This is a genomic window from Streptomyces sp. BBFR25 (genome assembly GCF_044590125.1).
In the GTDB taxonomy this organism is placed as follows: domain Bacteria; phylum Actinomycetota; class Actinomycetes; order Streptomycetales; family Streptomycetaceae; genus Streptomyces; species Streptomyces canus_D.
The window spans coordinates 6,822,759-6,839,475 of record NZ_CP172447.1 but is presented as its reverse complement, the minus strand read 5'-3'; the positions used below and the strand labels follow the sequence as shown (position 1 = coordinate 6,839,475).

The window sequence follows — 16,717 nt, the reverse complement described above, 5'->3', positions numbered from 1 at the left end:
GAACCGCCGGCGCCCCCGGGGGGGGCGACGGAGGTCAGCCGAGCGTGAGGGCACGCTGTGCGGTGACGACGCGGGACGAGCGCGCCGTCGCGAAGGTGTAGCTGCCGGGGATGAGCGTCGTCGCTCCCGACTTCCAGACGGTGAGGTCCTGGGCCGGGACCGTCAGGCTGAGCCGTTTCGTGCCGGCCGCAGGAAGTGTGACCTTCTGGAAGGCGACCAGACGGCGCGGTTCGGCTGCCGCCGAGGCGGGGAGCGTGGCGTAGACCTGGACGACTTCGGTGCCCTGACGCCGTCCGGTGTTGGTCACGGTGACCTCGACGGTGATCTGCTCGGCGGCCGCGTCGTACGTCGCTTCCAGGGAGCCGTGGGCGAACGTGGTGTAGGACAGGCCGTGGCCGAAGGGGAAACGGGGTTCCTGCTTCCTGGCGTCGTAGAAGCGGTAACCGACGCCCGCGCCCTCGTCGTAGGCGACGGTGCCGTTCGTGCCCGGGTAGGTGGCGGGGGAGGTGCCGGGGCCCTGGGTGGCGTCGGCGGGGAAGGTCACCGGAAGGCGGCCGGCCGGGTCACTGTCGCCGAAGAGGACGGCGGCCAAGGCGGTGCCCGCACCGCGGCCCGCGTACCACGCCTGCACCACGGCCGCCACGTCGTTCAGCCACGGGGTGGCGACGGGGCCGTCGGTGTTGAGTACGACGATCGTGCGCGGGTTGGCGGCGGCCACGGCCTCGATGAGCTGGTCCTGGTCGCCGGGCAGCGCGTACCCCGCGTGGTCCATGCCCTCGCCGGCGACCCGGTTGACGAAGACGACGGCCGCGTCGGCCGCACGGGCCGCCGCCACCGCGGCGGGAATGAGGGACTCCGGCTGCCAGCCGAAGGTGAGGCCGCAGGTGCCGGGCTCCGCAGTGGCGTTGGTGTAGGTGATCTCCACGCTGACGGCACGTCCGGCGGTCAGTTCGATGGTGCCCTGGAGCGGATAGTCGTAGGGGCCGAGGAAGAAGCGGGCCATCTGCCGGGTTCCGGAGACGACCGTCCTGCCGTCGATCTTCAGCGAGGTCGTCCCGGAGGGCAGCAGGGAGAAGCGGTGGAGGCCAGTGACGGTCGGGACCAGGGTGCCGGTCCACCTCGCCGACCACACCGCGGGCAGAGCGTCGACGGGTGCGGTGGTGAAGTCGACGGTGGTGTCGGTGCGGGTCGTGACGGGTGTGCCGGTGCCGTCCGGACCGGTGTAGTAGCTCGCCGTCAGGCCGGCCGCCCCGGTGGGGGTACGCAGGACGGTGGAGGGGACCGTGGTGAGGGGGAGGTCGCCCTTGGTCCCCTGGGCGTGCGTGACCTTGACCGAGCTTCCGGCGCGGGCCCGGATCGCGTCGAGCGGGGTGGTCCACGTACCGGGATCGACGTAGGTGGAGCCGGACACGCCGGTGAAGGTGTCGGGCCCCGCCGGGCCGATGACGGCCAGCGACTTCACCGCGCCGGTGAGCGGCAGGGCCGCGGAGCGGTTGGCGAGGAGCACCGTGGAGGCGACGGCCGCCTCGTGCGCGAGGTCCTTGTGCGCCTGAGTGCTCACGTTGTCCGCGGGGGCGGGGACCGGGTGGTCGAAGAGGCCGTTCGCGAACATGGTGACGAGGATGCGCCGGGCCGCGTCGTCGAGCCGGGCGGCCGGTACGGCGCCGCCGGTGAGGGAACCCACCGGGATCTGGACAGCGCCGGGGCCGAGTCCGGCGAGGTCCATGCCGGCCCGGGCGGCGGCGACCTGGTCGTCGCCGGCCCAGAAGTCGGGCACGGTGTAGCCCTGGAGGCCCATGCCCTTCTTCAGGTCCTCGAACAGGCCGGTGTGCCGTGTCGCGAAGGTGCCGTTGATCTTCGGGTAGGCCATCATCACCGAGGTGGCGGGGGCGGCGGCGATCACGCGGCGGAAGGGCGCCTGGTAGTACTCGTGGAGCGCGCGGTCGGACACCTTGGTGTCGATGAAGAAGCGGTCGACTTCCTGGGTGTAGGCGGCGAAGTGCTTGAGGGTGGCCGCCATGTGCTGGGACTGGATGGCCACGGTGAGGGCGGCGCCCAGGCGTCCGGCGAGTACCGGGTCCTCGCCCATGGCCTCGGCCTGACGGCCGAAGTGCCAGGTCCGGGTCAGGTCGATGGTGGGACCGAGGGCGTTGTTGTACCCCTTGGCCCGGCCCTCGGCGCCGATGGCCTTCCCGATCCGGCCCGCGAGCGCCTCGTCGAAGGTGGCCGCCTGGGCCACGGGTACGGGGAAGGCGGTGACGCCCGTCTCGCCGCGCAGCCCCGCGGAGGCGTCGACCATGGTGAGGGCGGGGATGCCGAGGTGGGCCACGGCGGCGAAGTCGCAGCGTACGAGGGCCTCTTTCTCGCCGGCCGTCATGCGGGCGAGCAGTTCGGTGGCCCGGTCCTGCGCCACGGACCGCGGCGCGGCGATCGCTCGGTCGGTGACCGCGGGGGCCATGCTCGCGGCCAGGGCCGTGAAGGCTGCGGCGGATAGGAACGTTCGTCGGTTCACAGGCTCTCCGGACTGAGGTGGCGGCAGTGCGACGCGCCGCCGCGGGTTGGGGGGAGGTGGGGCCGGCCGAGGGGTCAGGTCACGGCCGGCCCCGGCTCGATGGGGCTCCAGGATCAGTCGCGTGGTCGCGGAGCTCCGAGGGTTCGCATTCCCTTTTTCGCTTCCGTGCGCCACGGCCGTATTCAGCCATGAAATGCTTCCCAGCAGGCTGGAAACTATGACCTCCTCCGAGGCAAGGTCAACCCTCCGGGACCTTCTCTTTTAAAGAGGCTCTCACCAGCAGGTTTCCACCCTTGGCTTTTGAATGGCGCCCTGAAATTTCAATTGAACGGGCCGATGAAATCCTTCGTCATCGACGCCCTGGATGATCTGAATTCACAAGACAAATAGCAGCCCGACGCATCGCGTCAGGCCGCCGCTCCGAGTTCCGCGGTGTCCAGGACATGGTCGCCCGGCCCGAGGGCGAGGGGTGCACAGCCGGGGAGTTCCACTGTGGCCGTACAGCCCTCCGGCACCGTGATGTCGGCCGTCATGCCGGTGGGGGTGAGTCCCCAGGACAGTGCGGCCGTCCCGTAGGGCGTGTCGTGGCGTACGCGGGCCCAGGTGATGCCGCCGCCCGGGCGGGGGCGGAAGGAAAGCCGGCGGTAGCCGGGAGCGGTGGCGCTGATACCGCCGACCACCCGGTGCAGCCAGTCGGCGACGGCTCCGAGCGCGTAGTGGTTGAAGCTGGTCATGCCGCCCGGGTTGAGGGTGCCGTCGGGGCGCAGACTGTCCCAGCGCTCCCAGATCGTGGTCGCGCCCATGGCCACGGTGTAGAGCCAGGAGGGGCACTCGGTCTGCAGCAACAGCCGGTAGGCGACGTCGAGGTGACCGTTGTCGGTGAGGGCGTCGCAGATGAGTGGGGTGCCAACGAAGCCGGTGGAGATGCGCGCGCCGTCGGCGAGCACGATCTCGGCGAGGCGGTCGGCGGCCGGTCCGCGCTGTTCGGGCGTGAGCAGGTCGAAGGCGAGGGCGATCGCGTACGCGGTGGCGCTGTCGCTGGTGAGGCGGGCCGAGGGCAGGACGTACCGGTGCCGGAAGGCGTCGGCTGCCTCGGCGGCGAGTGCCGCGTACCGTTCGGCGTCCGCATCGAGCCCCAACTCCGCTGCGGCCGAGGCGAGATGCCGGGCGGAGTGGGCGAAGTAGGCGGTGGCGACGAGGTAGCGGTCGGTGCGGCCCGCGGCCGGGTCGTCGGGTGGGGCGGCCGGGTCGAGCCAGTCCCCCAACTGGACGCCGGTGTCCCACAGGCGGGTCGGACCGGCGAGGCGTTCGACCAGCTCGACCCACCTTTTGGCCATGGGGTAGTGGCGGCGCAGGAGTTCCAGGTCGCCGAAGCGCTGGAAGAGCGTCCAGGGCGTGAGGGTGGCGACGTCTCCCCATGCGGCGCCGGGGTGGATCGGCGTCCACATCGGCTCGCCCGGGATGACCGGGACGTACCAGGGGATCGTGCCGTCCGGGAGCTGTTCGAGGCCGACGTCGGTGAGCCAGGAGTCGAGCAGGCCGGTGCAGTCGTACAGGAAGCTCGCCGTGGGGGCGAAGACCTGGATGTCGCCGGTCCAGCCGAGGCGTTCGTCGCGCTGGGGGCAGTCGGTGGGCAGGTCGACGAAGTTGCCGCGCATGCTCCACACGACGTTCTCGTGCAGGCGGTTGACCAGTGGGTCGCTGCACTCGAACCATCCGGTGCGGCGCATGTCCGTGTGGTGGACGCGGGCGGTCACCTGACCTGCCGTCAGGTCGCCCGGCCAGCCGGTGATCTCGGCGTTGCGGAAACCGTGCAGGGTGAAACGGGGCTCCCAGGTCAGCGGTCCCGCGCCGGAGAGGATCAGGGTGTCGACGGACGTCGCCTCACGCAGGGGGCGAGTGGCCAGCTCGCCGTCCTGGAGGACTTCGGCGTGCCGCAGGGTGAGGGTGGTGCCGGCCGGTCCGTCGACGGTGACCCGGAGACGGCCGACGAGGTTCTGCCCGAAGTCGAGCAGGTGGCGCCCGTCGCCGGTACGGGTGACGGTGACCGGGGCGATCTCCTCGGTGCAGCGCACGGGCGGCCCGAGAGGAGCGACGAGGGTGCCGGCATCTCGGGCACCCGTGCGGACCGGCGTCCAGTCCCCCGTGCCGGCCGCGGACGGTGTGGCCCACGCGGGATCGTGCAGGCGGGCGTCGAAGGTCTCCCCCTCGTACAGGCCGCTGGTGAGGATCGGCCCGGGCGCGGCTTTCCACGTTCCGTCGGTGGCGACGACATGGGTGGTGCCGTCGTCGTACTCCACCTCCAGTTGGGCGATGAGGGACTGGTCGGTGCCGTAGATGTTGCGGGTGCCGCCGTCGAAGCCGTACTTGCCGCGGTACCAGCCATCGCCGAGCCAGGCGCCGACGGTGTTCGCGCCCTCGGTGAGGTGGGCGGTGACGTCGTGGGTGCGGTAGCGCAGCCGATGCGGGTAGACGGTCCAGCCGGGTTCCAGCGCTTCGTCGCCGACGCGGCGGCCGTTGATCTCCACCTCGTACAGGCCGTGGGCGGTGACGTAGAGGCGTGCGCGGGCGACGGACCGGTCGAGACGGAAGTCCTTGCGCACGCGGGCCGGGCGGCGCTCGTCCTCGGGGTCCTCGTCCCAGTCGGCGCCCACGGGTACGGCCTGCCAGTCGGCGGCGTCGAGGAGCCCCGCCTCGACGTCTGCCGGTGTGCTCCACTCCGAGGGGCCTGCGGCGTCGGGGGTCCAGACGCGGACGCGGACGGTGGCGCGTTCCCGGGACGTGAGCGGGTCGCCGGGCCACGGCACGAGGACCTGCTCGGCGCCGTCGACGCGCCCGGTGCGGCGGATGCCGCCACGGCGTTCGAGTTCCAGCTCGTACGACACCTGGCGGCCGGCGCCCGCGGGCAGGGTCCAGGTCAGCCGGGGAGAGGCGACTCCGATGCCGAGTCCGTCCGGCAGGTGTTCGAAGCTGACCGGGGAGGGCTGAGGGGGGAGCAAGGGGCGGCCCTTCTTTCACGTGTGGTCACATTCGGGAGCGGGTGGGCGCGGCGAACTCCCCGGAGCCGAGGGCCGGGGAGACGGCGGGCCGGTGCGAGGACTGGGTCAGCCCTTCAACGCTCCCGAGGTGAGACCCTTCATGACCTTCTGGTTGAGGAAGAGGTAGATCAGGAGGGTGCCGAAGACGTTGATGCAGATGGCCGCGAAGAGGGGGCCGTACTGGGTGGCGCCGAAATCACCGGTGAAGTTGAGCAGGCCGACCTGGATGGTGCGCAGATCCTGGTTGTTGGTGAAGGTCAGCGCGATGAGCAGGTCGTTCCAGATGAAGAAGAACTGCACCAGGCCGACGGTGAGCAGGGCGTTGCGGACCAGGGGGAGGCTGATGGTCCAGAAGGCGCGCAGGATGCCGGCGCCGTCGATGGTGGCGGCCTCGAACAGCTCGCGGGGGACGCTCCGGTAGTAGGTGGCCATCATGAAGACGGTCAGGGGCAGGCCGGTGCCGGTGTAGGTGAGGATCAGCGGCCACAGGGTGCCGGACAGGCCGGTCTGGAAGTACACCGTGAACAGGGGCAGCAGGATCATCTGCGGCGGGACCATCATGCCCGCGAGGAAGACCAGCAGGGTGAGGCTGCGGCCCTTCCACACCATGACCTGAAGGGCGAAGCCGGCGGCGGTTCCCAGCAGCAGCATCAGCGCGAGCGCGGGGACGACGGCGAGCAGGCTGTTCTGTACGTAGAGGCCGATGTGGCCGGTGGTCCACGCTTCGGTGTAGTTGCCCCACTCCCAGGTGGTGGGCAGGCTCCAGGTGGAGTTGTTCAGGTAGTCGTCGTTGGACTTCAGGGAGGTGAGGAACATCCAGATCATCGGGTAGACCTCGACGACCAGCAGGAGAGCGACGACGACCTTGACCCAGAGGCGGCTTACCGGACGGCCGCGCCCGGGCCGCGGGGCACGCACAGGCGCGTGCCCGGAGCCGCCTGCGGAGGTCTTCACGGGTGTGTCGATGGTGGCCATGCCTTTCAGCCCTCCGTGAGGTCGCGCCGCGAGACGCGGTAGACGACCAGGCTCACCAGCAGGCACACGACGGTCAGCAGCAGGGCGATCGTGCTGCCGTAGCCGTAGTCGCTGTAGGTGAACGACGTCTGGAACATGTACAGGGTCAGCGGGGTGGTGCCCGTGCCCGGGCCGCCGCCCGTCAGCGCGACGATCGAGTCGAAGACCTTCAGCGTGCCGTTGATGCTGAAGATCAGTGAGGACATCAGGACCGGCAGGGACAGCGGCAGCACGATGTGGCGGACCAGCCTGAGACCCGTTGCTCCGTCGAGGCGGGCCGATTCCAGGACCTCGTCGGGGATGTCGACCAGGCCGGCGAAGAGGAGTACGGCGTAGAAGCCCATGGAGCGCCAGATGTCCATGGCGATCAGGACCCAGAAGGCGCTGCCGGCGCTGCCGAAGAAGTCGACGGACTCGATACCGACGGCGTTGAGGAGGGAGTTGACCGGGCCGGTCTGCGGGGCGACCTGGAAGAACTTCTGGAAGAGCAGGCCGACGGCGACGGTGGGCAGCACGACCGGGAAGAACACCAGGGTGCGGACGAGCGCCGAGGCGCGCTTGAGGAAGAAGACGTAGAGCAGCGCCAGGAGATACCCGGCGACCACCTGGCCGGCGGTGACGACGACGGCGTACTTGAGGGTGAACCAGAGGGCGTCGTGGACGGCCGGGTCGTCGAGGAGGCGGGAGAAGTTGGCGACGCCGTTTCCGGTGAAGCCGTTGATCGTGTTGCCCTTGGTGAAGGAGTACCCGAGCGACCACACCATCGGGACCAGCATGATCAGGGAGTAGACGAGGAGGGCGGGACCGAGCAGGAGCGCGATGGCCCTGCGGTCACCGAGTACGCGGTGCATGGGTGGGTGTCCACTTTCTTCGGGGGACGGGGACGGCCCGCGCGCGGCGGGGCGGGCAGGAGCGTGTGGGCCGTCCCCGGCCGGTCACTGGGCGGCCAGTGCGTCCTGAACGGTCCGCATGAACTGCTCGGGGCTCGTGCTGCCGCTGACCAGGCCCGCCGCGTTCTGCTGGCTGACGGTGGTGGCCTTGGTGCTGAACAGGGCCTCGAACCAGAGCACGTTCTGCTTCGAGGCGCTGATGGTGTCGCGCACCTGCGTGGTGACCTCGTTGGCGTCCTTGACCTCGGTGTTCACCTTGAAGCCGGAGATGGAGCCGTGGTCCTTCAGCGCGGTGGAACCGTAGTTCTTCGCGATGCAGGAGACCCAGTCGCCGGTCTTCTTCTCGAAGGACTTCGAGGCGAAGGCGATGCCCAGGCCTACGTTGGACGGGTACTGGTCGACGGAGCCCTTGCCCCCGGTCACGGCCGGGAAGGGCATGAAGCCGGTGGTCTCCGCGCCGATCTTGTTCTGCTCGTCGTCGGAGAGGTTCGCCAGTGCCCAGCTGCCCATGTAGAACATGGCGGCCTTGCCGGTGAGGAACTGGTTCATCGCCGTGTCGTAGTCGATGGAGCCGACGCCCTTGCCGAAGTAGCCCTTCTCGCCGAGGGCGGCGACCTCCTCGGCGGCCTTCACGTACTCCGGGTCGGTCAGCTTCGCCTTGCCGTCCGCCACCTTCTGCAGGGCGTCGGGGCCGAGGCTGCGGTAGAGGTAGCCGCTGATCAGGCGGGTGAGCGGCCAGCCCTGCTGACCGGATGCGGAGAACGGCTGGACGCCCTTCGCCGCCAGCTTCGCCGCGGCCGACACCAGCTCCGCCCAGGTGCCCGGCACCTTGATCCCGTTGTCCGCGAAGACCTTCTTGTTGTAGAAGATGCCCTCGATGTTGTACTCGTACGGCAGGACCTGGAGTTCCCCGCCGTACAGGGCCTTGATGGTGGAGACGGCGGCAGGCTCCAACTGGTCGAGAACGCCCAGCTCCACGAGCTTCGCCTCCAGGTCGGCGACCTTGCCGGACTTGGCCAGCTGCTGGGTGAGCGCGGGGGCGTTGCCGGCGGCGAACTGCACGGGCAGCGCGTCCTGGCCGGCCAGCAACTGGAGCTTCTGGTCCAGGCTCGCCTGCGGAACGGTCTCCACCTTCAGCGGCAGGGCGTCGTTCGCGGCCTTGCAGGCGTCCTTGGACATGCTGGTCAGCGCCGTCTTCACGGTGGTGTTCTCGGTGACGCTCAGGTAGTCGAAGTTCTCGGGAGCGGAGGAGGAACCGCCTGCCCCGCCGCCGCCGCAGGCGGTGGCGAGCAGCGCGAGCGAGGCGGTGCCGGCGGTGAGCAGGCTCAGTCGCGCACGACGGGCGCGGGAGGTACGAAGGGGCACGGAGGACTCCCAAGGATCTGACGAGCGGGGCGAGGTGCGGGAAACAGCGCCTGGGGCGAAGTACGGGGCCCGCCAGCACGCGGGCAGCGACTCGGCAGAGCGTGTAAAACGTTCTCCACGACGAGTGGGCAACACCCTGCACCGCTCCCCCGCCACCGTCAAGACACAAGCAGGTAACACCCCGGTGATGAACGAAGGGCTTGACGGACAGCGGGGAGTAACGTGTAGACCGTTATACCTACGCCTACTCACTTCGGGACGTGGACCATGGACGGGGCTTCCGCAGCCAAGCCGAACAAGCGCGTGACCATCACCGATGTCGCCCGGCACGCCGGGGTGTCCACGGCCGCCGTCTCCAAGGTGATGCGCAATGCCTACGGCGTGAGCGAGGCCATGCGGGAGAAGGTCCAGGCGGCCATCGCCGACCTGGGCTACCGTCCGCACGCGGCGGCGCGAGGGATGCGCGGCCGGACCTACACCATCGGTGTACTGCTGGACAACGTCCGCAACGCGTTCTTCGCCGACATCCTCGACGGCATCCGGGACGAACTCCGCCACACCGACTACACGGTGCTGATCGGCGCGGCCGGCTTCGACCCCGAGGAACAGGCCAGGACCATCCGTTCCCTGGTGGACCGGCAGATGGACGGACTGATCCTCATCGCCCCGGGGACACCGCGCGCGGAGGTGCTGGACACGGCCGCGTCGACGCCGACCGTGGTCATCGGGCACCACGACGCCTCGGACACCTACGACTCGGTCGTCGACGCCGACGACCTCGGCGCCGGTCTGGTGGTGGATCATCTGGTCTCGCTCGGCCACCGTGACATCGCCCTGGTCTCGGCCCCGGGCACCCGGGCCAACAAGTGGAAGCGCACACCGGAGGCGGTCCTGAGCGAGGGCTATCTGCACGCGATGGAACGGCACGGACTCGACCGGTTCGCGCGGGTCCACCACACCGCCTACTCCGACGACGGCGGCTTCAAGGCGGGCATGACACTGCTGACGGCCGACCGTCCGCCGACCGCCGTGATGACCGGTGCGGACGTCGCGGCACTGGGCGTCTACCGCGCCGCGCACGAACTCGGGCTGCGCATCCCCCGGGACCTGTCGCTCGTCGGCTACAACAACACCGCGCTCGCCGCCCTGGCGCCCGTGCAACTGACCAGCGTGGACCAGGCGGGACACACCATGGGCTCCGCCGCCGCGCGGATGCTCGTCGAGCGCGTCGAAAGCCGAAGGGACAGACCCATGCAGACCACGATGACCCCCCGTCTGGTGGTGCGCTCCACCACCGGCGCCCCGCAGGGACGCTAGGCCGTGGACCGGCGGCCGGCCGTCGCTCCCACGGCGCACCGCGAACGTGGCTCCGGCGGAGCGACGGCGGTGGCCGGACCCGTCGGCCGCCCACGTCCCCGGGTCGGCATCAAGGACGTGGCGCGGGAGGCAGGCGTCTCGCTCGGTACCGTCTCCAACGTCCTCAACCGGCCCGAGATCGTGTCCGAGGGAACGCGTTCGCGCGTCCTGGAAGTGATCGACTCCCTCGGCTACGTCCGGGCCGAGGGCGCCCGGCAGTTGCGCGGATGGGCCTCCCGGGTGATCGCCGTCATGGTGCTCGACATGGCCAATCCGTTCTTCACCGCGCTCGCCTCCGGGGTGGAACAGGCCGCCCGTGAGGCGGACCTCGGCGTCATGGTCTGCACGGGCGCCCACGATCCGGCCGAGGCGGCACGTCACCTGTCGCTGATCACGTCGCACCAGGTCCGCGGTGCCGTGCTGGCCTCCGGCGAAGGAGTCGGGCGCACCGTCGCGGCCTTCCGCCGCAACGCCGTCCCCTTCGTCGTGGCCGACCAGTGCGCGCCCCAGCCCGCGGCGTGCGCGGTCGGAATCGACGACGTGGCGGGCGGCCGGGCCGCGGTACGGCACCTGCTCGAGCGGGGCCACCGCTCCCTCGCCTACGTCAGCGGCCCCGACCGCCTCCAGCAGGTGAGGGACCGCCGCCGCGGCGCCCTCACCGCGATCGGCGAGTCCGGCCTGACGTCCACCGCGCTGAGAGAACTGTCCTGCGACGCCCTCACCGTGACGGCCGGCAAGGACGCCGGGCACCGCGTCCTCGGTCTGCCCGAGCGGCCCACCGCAGTCTTCTGCGCCAACGACCTGCTCGCCCTCGGCGTCCTGCAGGCCCTGTACGAGGCCGGCCTCAGAGTGCCGGACGACATCGCGGTGGTGGGATACGACGACATCGAATTCGCCGCGTCCGCCGTGGTACCGCTCACCTCGGTACGACGACCGGCGTCCGTCATGGGACGGCAGGCCGGCCGCCTGCTCATCGAGGACACGGCCCACGGAATCAGGCACACACACCGCCACGTCGTGCTGCAACCCGAACTGGTCATACGCCGGTCGACGCTGGCGGCTCCCGCGCGCTGACGGGGTCGGCTCGGGGCCGTGGGGAGCGTGTGGGGGAACGATGACGGGTACGGCGGAGAAGACGAGCACGGCGAAACTCCGGCCGACGGTACGGGAGGGTCGACCGCGGAGACGGTGATCATCTTCGGCTCTCGGAGAGAGACGTCGAGCGAGAACGCGCCGACGGGCCCCGTCCGAGCATGCGTCCTGCCGGGCGGCGCTGCCCACCCCCACCGTCATTCACGTTACGGATGGATTCCATCCGTCATGTGGATGAGGTCCTCCGTTCGCGTGCGGGCACCTCACTCATCCCCCGGTCTCGTCGGCCATCCGCCTGCCGACCCGGGCGGCGGTCTCCCGTAGCCAGATGTGGGCCGCGTCGTGGGTGTGCACGGGGTGCCACCACAACGCCTCCCGCAGCGGCACCGCCTCGTAGGGCGGCTCCACCACGCGTACGGCGGCGAGCGGGGCGAGGAGCCGGGCGAGACGCGCCTGGATCAGGGCGATGCGCCGGGTCCCGCTGACCAGCAGCGGCATGATCTGGAAGCTGTCGACGGAGACCTCGACGCGGGGCTCGATGCCCAGCATGCCCAGCTGGCGGACGGCCGGGGCGTCGTAGGTGCGCTGGTAGGTGACCCAGGGCAGCCGGGCGAGGTCTTCCCGGGTCAGCCGGTCGTCGACGCTCGGGTGGTCGTCGGCGACGAGGAAGACCCACCGGTCCTGGTAGAGGTCGGTGGCGGGGAAGTCGCTGATGACGCCGTGCGGCATGAGCAGGCCGTCGGTGGTGCTCAGCAGGGTGTCCGTGGCGTCCACCACGGTGGTCGGCGTCTGGGCGAAGCGCAGCCGGATGCCGGGGGCCTCCTGATGCACGACCCGGGCGAGTTCGGCGCCGAAGACGGCGACCGCGTAGTCGGACGCCACGAGCTTGAACTCACGGCTCTCCTTGGCCGGGTCGAAGTCCGCCTGGCTGGCGAAGAGCCGTTCCAGCAGGTCGTAGGCGGTGGACGCACGGTCGAGGAGGACCTGGCCGAGGGCGGTGAGTTCGTAGTGGCCGCCGACCCGGGCCAGCAGGTCGTCGTCGAAGTGCCGGCGCAGGCGGGAGAGTGCCGCGCTCATCGCCGGCTGGCTGAGGCCCACGCGCTGTCCGGCGCGGGTTACGTTGCGCTCTTCGAGGAGAGCGCGCAGAGCGACGACGAGGTTGAGGTCCAGGCGACTGAGATTCACGGCGACTTTTCTCGTTGTTCGGCGATGACCTGCGGAAATTTGACTTATGGATGGCTGTCATCCATGGAATCTATTTCCCTGATCGCGGGTGGCGAGTCCAGATTAGTGCCATCGCAATCAGGAGGACATGTCTGTGAAACCTGAAGCCGCGTCCGCCCTCTTCGCCGGACCCTTCGCCCTCGCCACCCTTTCGGCCCCCGAGGGGGCCCCGTTCCCCGCTCTCGTCACCCCCGACTCCCAGGTGATCGACCTGCGAGACGCCCTGGACGACGCCGACTTGAGCGTGCGGGACCTCCTGAACGACTGGGAGGCGGTGCTGCCCCGGTTGTCGGCGCTGACCGGAGACAGCGCGGCACGACGCGCGCCGGTGACCGACTTCCGGGTGCACGCGCCGGTCGAGCCGCGCCAGGTGTTCCAGTCCGGCGCCAACTACCGGCAGCACGTCATCGACCTGCACGTCGCCCACCGTGCGCCCGGTGACGAGCGGCCGGAGGCCGAACGGCGCGCGGAGGCCGCGGAGATCATGGACCGGCGGGCGGCCGAGGACCTGCCGTACGTGTTCATCGGCCTGCCGAGCGCGATCACCGGCCCGTACGACGACGTCGTGCTGCCCGCATGGGCCGAGAAGCCCGACTGGGAACTGGAACTGGCCGCGGTGATCGGCCGCCCGGCCTACCAGGTGTCCGTCGAGGAAGCCCTGGACCACGTCGCGGGCTACACGATCGCCAACGACCTGACCGACCGGGCCACCGTCTTCCGCCGGGACATGCCGCAGATCGGCACCGACTGGCTGCGCAGCAAGAACGCCCCGGGCTTCACGCCGCTCGGCCCCTGGATCGTGCCCGCCGCCTCGGTCGGGAACACGGGCGACCTGCATCTGACGCTGAAGCTGAACGGCGAGACGATGCAGGACGAGTCGACCAAGGACATGATCTTCGACGTGGCGCGGATGGTCTCGTACGCCTCGCAGACCGCCCGGTTGCTCCCCGGCGACCTGGTGCTCACCGGCTCCCCGGCCGGCAACGGCATGCACTGGGGCCGGCTGCTGCGCGACGGCGACGTCATGGACGCCTCCATCACCGGGCTCGGCGCCCAGCGCACCCGCTGCGTGGCGGAGGTGGCCCGATGACGCTGGACCGCACGGACCCCGCGGGCTCGGTCGCCCGGGCCGCGAAGGACTGCTCCAACTGGGGCCGCTGGGGGCAGGACGACGTCCTCGGCACCCTCAACTTCCTCGACGAGGCCAAGCGCCGCGAGGGTGCCGCGCTGATCCGGCGGGGCGTCAGCTTCTCCCTCTCGCAGCGCTTCGACATCAACGGCCCGCAGAAGGGCTGGCGGCGGCGCACCAACCCGGTGCACACCATGCTCGACACCGGCACGGACGCGGCCCTCGGCAACCAGGGCCTGCCGCACGGCATCGGCGGCGCCGACGACGTCATCGCGATGCCGCTGCAGTGCTCCACCCAGTGGGACGGGCTCGGCCACATCTTCGACCACGGCAAGGCGTGGAACGGCCGCCCGGCCGAGCAGGTCGTCACCTCCGACGGCGACCTGGTCACCGGTATCGAGCACATGGCGCCGCACGTCGCCGGACGCGGGGTGCTCCTGGACGTCGGCCGGGTCGTCGGCGAGGACGGGGAACTGCCGGACGGCTTCGCGATCAACGAGGAGCACCTGACCGCGACCGCCGAGGCACAGAGCGTGGCCGTGGGGCGCGGCGACATCGTCCTCGTCCGCACCGGGCAGCTGTCCCGGGTGCGCCGCGACGGCTGGGGCGAGTACGCGGGCGGTCCCGCCCCGGGGCTGTCGTTCACCACGGCCGGGTGGCTGCACGGCAGCGAGATCGCCGCGATCGCCACCGACACCTGGGGCTTCGAGGTCCGTCCGAACGAGTTCGAGCACGCCTTCCAGCCGCTGCATCAGGTCGCCATCCCGCACATCGGCCTGCTGATCGGCGAGATGTGGGACCTGGACGCCCTGGCCGAGGACTGCGCGGCCGACGGCGAGTACGCCTTCTGGCTCACCGCCGCACCCCTGCCCATCACCGGCGCGGTCGGCTCGCCCGTCAACCCGATCGCCGTCAAGTAGACAGCGGAACAAGGGAGTTCCCCATGAGCAAAGCCCGTAAGGTCCTGGTGATCGGCGGAGGCGCGGCCGGCAACGCCGTCACGATCCTGCTGCGCCGCGCCGGGTACGCGGTGGACCTGGTCGAGGCCAAGGACGACTGGAACGCCACCGCCGGCTCCGGCATCACCCTCCAGGGCAACGCCCTGCGCGTCCTGCGCGAACTCGGCGTCTGGGAGCAGGTGGAGGCATCCGGCTTCGGTTTCGGCTCCGTCGGCATCACCGCCCCCGACGGCACCGTCCTGCACGCCCAGGACGACCTGCGCACCGGCGGCGACGACCTGCCCGCCACCGTCGGCATGCAGCGCCCCCGGCTCCAGCAGATCCTCATCGACGCCGTGCGCGCCGGCGGCGCCACCGTCCGCCTCGGCACCACCGCCGAGATCCTGGACCAGGACGCGGACGGTGTCTCCGTGCGCCTCTCCGACGGCACCGAGCATCGCTACGATCTCGTGGTCGCCGCCGACGGCCTCGGCTCCCGCACCCGCGCCGCGATCGGCATCACCGACAAGCCGGAACCGACCGGCATGGCCATCTGGCGCATCGCCGCCCCGCGTCCGGCGGGCGTCGTCCGTACCGACCTCGCCTACGGCGGCCCGGCCTACATCGCCGGCTACTGCCCCACCAGCGAGACGACCCTGTACGCGTACGTCGTAGAGGCCAACCGTGACCGCGCGTCGATCCCGCCGGAGTCGTACGCCGACGAGATGCGGCGCCTGACCTCCTCCTACGGCGGCCACTGGCCGGAGATCACCGAGCACATCACCGACCCGGCGAAGGTCAACTACACCTGGTTCGACCGGCTGCTGGTCGAGGGCTCCTGGCACCGCGGCCGGGTGGTGCTCGTCGGCGACGCCGCGCACTGCTGCCCGCCCACTCTCGCCCAGGGCGCCGCGCTGTCCCTGGAAGACGCCTGGGTGCTCTCGCAGATGCTGACCGGTTCCGACGCGTGGGACGACGCGCTGCTCCAGGCGTACTACGAGCGGCGGATCGCCCGCGTCCGCCCGGTCGTGGAGGCGTCCGTGCAGGTCGGGCAGTGGCAGCTCGACGGCGTACGCGACGCCGACGTGCCCGGCCTGATGGGCCGCACCATGACCCTGCTCCGGGAGTTGCCGTGACCGCCGAGAACGCGCCCACCGCCGTGACCGCGCCCACCGTGGACGTGCACGCCCACGTCCTGCTGCCCGAGGTCGAGGCGCTCGTCGCCGGCCTGCCCGGCCACGCCGAGGCCAAGGAGCTGGACGCCCGCCGCAACGGCCCCGCCGCCCTCGCCGTCAGCGGCCCCATGGTCCGCGAGCGCATCCCGCGGCTGACCGACGCCGACGTGCGCCTGGCCGCGATGGACGCCCAGGGCGTGGACGTGCAGCTGGTCAGCCCCTCCCCCTCGCACTACCACTACTGGACCGACGAGGACACCGCCGAGAAGCTGTACCGGCTCGCCAACGAGGCGACGGCCGCGCACTGTTCGGCCGCCCCCTCGCGGCTGCGCGGACTCGGCCTGGCCCCGCTCCAGCACCCGGAGCAGGCGGTCCGCGCCCTGGACCACGCTCAGGAGCAGGGCCTGGCCGGGGTGGAGATCTCCAGCCACGCCCCGGGACGCGACCTGTCCGACCCGGCCTACGAGGCCTTCTGGACCCGGGCCGGGGAAACCGGCGCGCTCGTCTTCCTGCACCCCTTCGGCTGCACCCTGGACGAGCGACTGGACCAGTGGTACCTGTCCAACACGGTCGGACAGCCCACCGAGAACGCCGTCGCGCTGTCCCACCTGATCTTCTCCGGGGTGCTCGACCGCCACCCGGGGCTGACGCTGATCGCCGCGCACGGCGGCGGGTACCTGCCCACCCACATCGGCCGCTCCGACCACGCCTGGTCGGCCCGCTCCGACGCGGGCGCGGGCTGCGCGCACCCGCCCAGCAGCTACCTGAAGCGGCTGTACTTCGACTCGCTCGTCCACGACCCGCACGTCCTGCGCGAGCTGATCCGCGTCGCCGGAGCGGACCGCGTCCTGCTCGGCTCCGACTTCCCCTTCGACATGGGCACCGAGGACCCGGTCGCCGCCCTGCGCGCCGCGGACCTGTCCGACGCCGACTTCCACGCCGTCCGGGGCGGCAACGCCGCCGCCCTCCTCCGGAAGGACTGAT

At 71.0% G+C, this 16,717-nt stretch carries 12 protein-coding genes; 6 read left to right on the top strand and 6 right to left on the bottom strand.

The window, feature by feature from the left end; genetic code table 11:
• Positions 1-34: 34 nt before the first annotated feature.
• The 5 genes from ACGH52_RS31165 to ACGH52_RS31145 all read right to left on the bottom strand — a co-directional run bounded on the left by ACGH52_RS31165 (position 35) and on the right by ACGH52_RS31145 (position 8,819).
• Complete coding sequence (locus ACGH52_RS31165; RefSeq protein WP_399944128.1) at positions 35-2,512, bottom strand: glycoside hydrolase family 3 protein; 2,478 nt, start codon at positions 2,510-2,512, stop codon at positions 35-37.
• Positions 2,513-2,919: 407 nt separating this feature from the next.
• Positions 2,920-5,511 (bottom strand): family 78 glycoside hydrolase catalytic domain, encoded by a 2,592-nt coding sequence (locus ACGH52_RS31160; RefSeq protein ID WP_399944125.1) that lies wholly within the window; start codon positions 5,509-5,511, stop codon positions 2,920-2,922.
• A gap of 105 nt (positions 5,512-5,616) precedes the next feature.
• Complete coding sequence (locus tag ACGH52_RS31155; RefSeq protein WP_399944122.1) at positions 5,617-6,525, bottom strand: carbohydrate ABC transporter permease; 909 nt, start codon at positions 6,523-6,525, stop codon at positions 5,617-5,619.
• A 5-nt stretch (positions 6,526-6,530) separates the two neighbouring features.
• A complete protein-coding gene (locus tag ACGH52_RS31150; RefSeq protein WP_399944119.1) occupies positions 6,531-7,415 on the bottom strand; it encodes a carbohydrate ABC transporter permease in 885 nt (294 codons plus the stop codon).
• Positions 7,416-7,499: 84 nt separating this feature from the next.
• On the bottom strand, positions 7,500-8,819 hold the full coding sequence (locus tag ACGH52_RS31145) for an ABC transporter substrate-binding protein (protein WP_399944117.1): 1,320 nt from the start codon (positions 8,817-8,819) through the stop codon (positions 7,500-7,502).
• Between the two features lie 267 nt (positions 8,820-9,086).
• Between ACGH52_RS31145 and ACGH52_RS31140 the strand changes: the two genes are divergently transcribed.
• Positions 9,087-10,136 carry a LacI family DNA-binding transcriptional regulator gene (locus ACGH52_RS31140; RefSeq protein ID WP_399944114.1) on the top strand — a complete coding sequence of 350 codons (1,050 nt, stop codon included), beginning with the start codon at positions 9,087-9,089 and terminating at the stop codon, positions 10,134-10,136.
• Between the two features lie 69 nt (positions 10,137-10,205).
• Complete coding sequence (locus ACGH52_RS31135) at positions 10,206-11,249, top strand: LacI family DNA-binding transcriptional regulator (RefSeq protein ID WP_399944111.1); 1,044 nt, start codon at positions 10,206-10,208, stop codon at positions 11,247-11,249.
• A 285-nt stretch (positions 11,250-11,534) separates the two neighbouring features.
• Here the strand turns inward: ACGH52_RS31135 and ACGH52_RS31130 are convergent, their stop codons facing one another.
• A complete protein-coding gene (locus ACGH52_RS31130; protein ID WP_210974923.1) occupies positions 11,535-12,452 on the bottom strand; it encodes a LysR family transcriptional regulator in 918 nt (305 codons plus the stop codon).
• A 127-nt stretch (positions 12,453-12,579) separates the two neighbouring features.
• On the opposite strand from ACGH52_RS31130, the gene ACGH52_RS31125 reads away from it, so the two are divergent.
• Genes ACGH52_RS31125 through ACGH52_RS31110 form a run of 4 tightly spaced genes read left to right on the top strand, consistent with a single transcriptional unit; the run spans position 12,580 to position 16,716 of the window.
• Positions 12,580-13,581, top strand: a complete 1,002-nt coding sequence (locus tag ACGH52_RS31125; RefSeq protein WP_399944108.1) for a fumarylacetoacetate hydrolase family protein — start codon at positions 12,580-12,582, stop codon at positions 13,579-13,581.
• Entirely contained in the window at positions 13,578-14,540 is a 963-nt protein-coding gene (locus ACGH52_RS31120) for a cyclase family protein (RefSeq protein ID WP_121704329.1), read from the top strand. The genes ACGH52_RS31125 and ACGH52_RS31120 overlap by 4 nt, the downstream gene beginning before the upstream one ends.
• A gap of 23 nt (positions 14,541-14,563) precedes the next feature.
• Positions 14,564-15,694: an FAD-dependent oxidoreductase gene (locus ACGH52_RS31115; protein ID WP_076977068.1), complete on the top strand. Its 1,131-nt coding sequence runs from the start codon at positions 14,564-14,566 to the stop codon at positions 15,692-15,694.
• Between the two features lie 23 nt (positions 15,695-15,717).
• Positions 15,718-16,716, top strand: a complete 999-nt coding sequence (locus ACGH52_RS31110) for an amidohydrolase family protein (RefSeq protein WP_399946930.1) — start codon at positions 15,718-15,720, stop codon at positions 16,714-16,716.
• The last annotated feature ends 1 nt before the right edge of the window (position 16,717 follow it).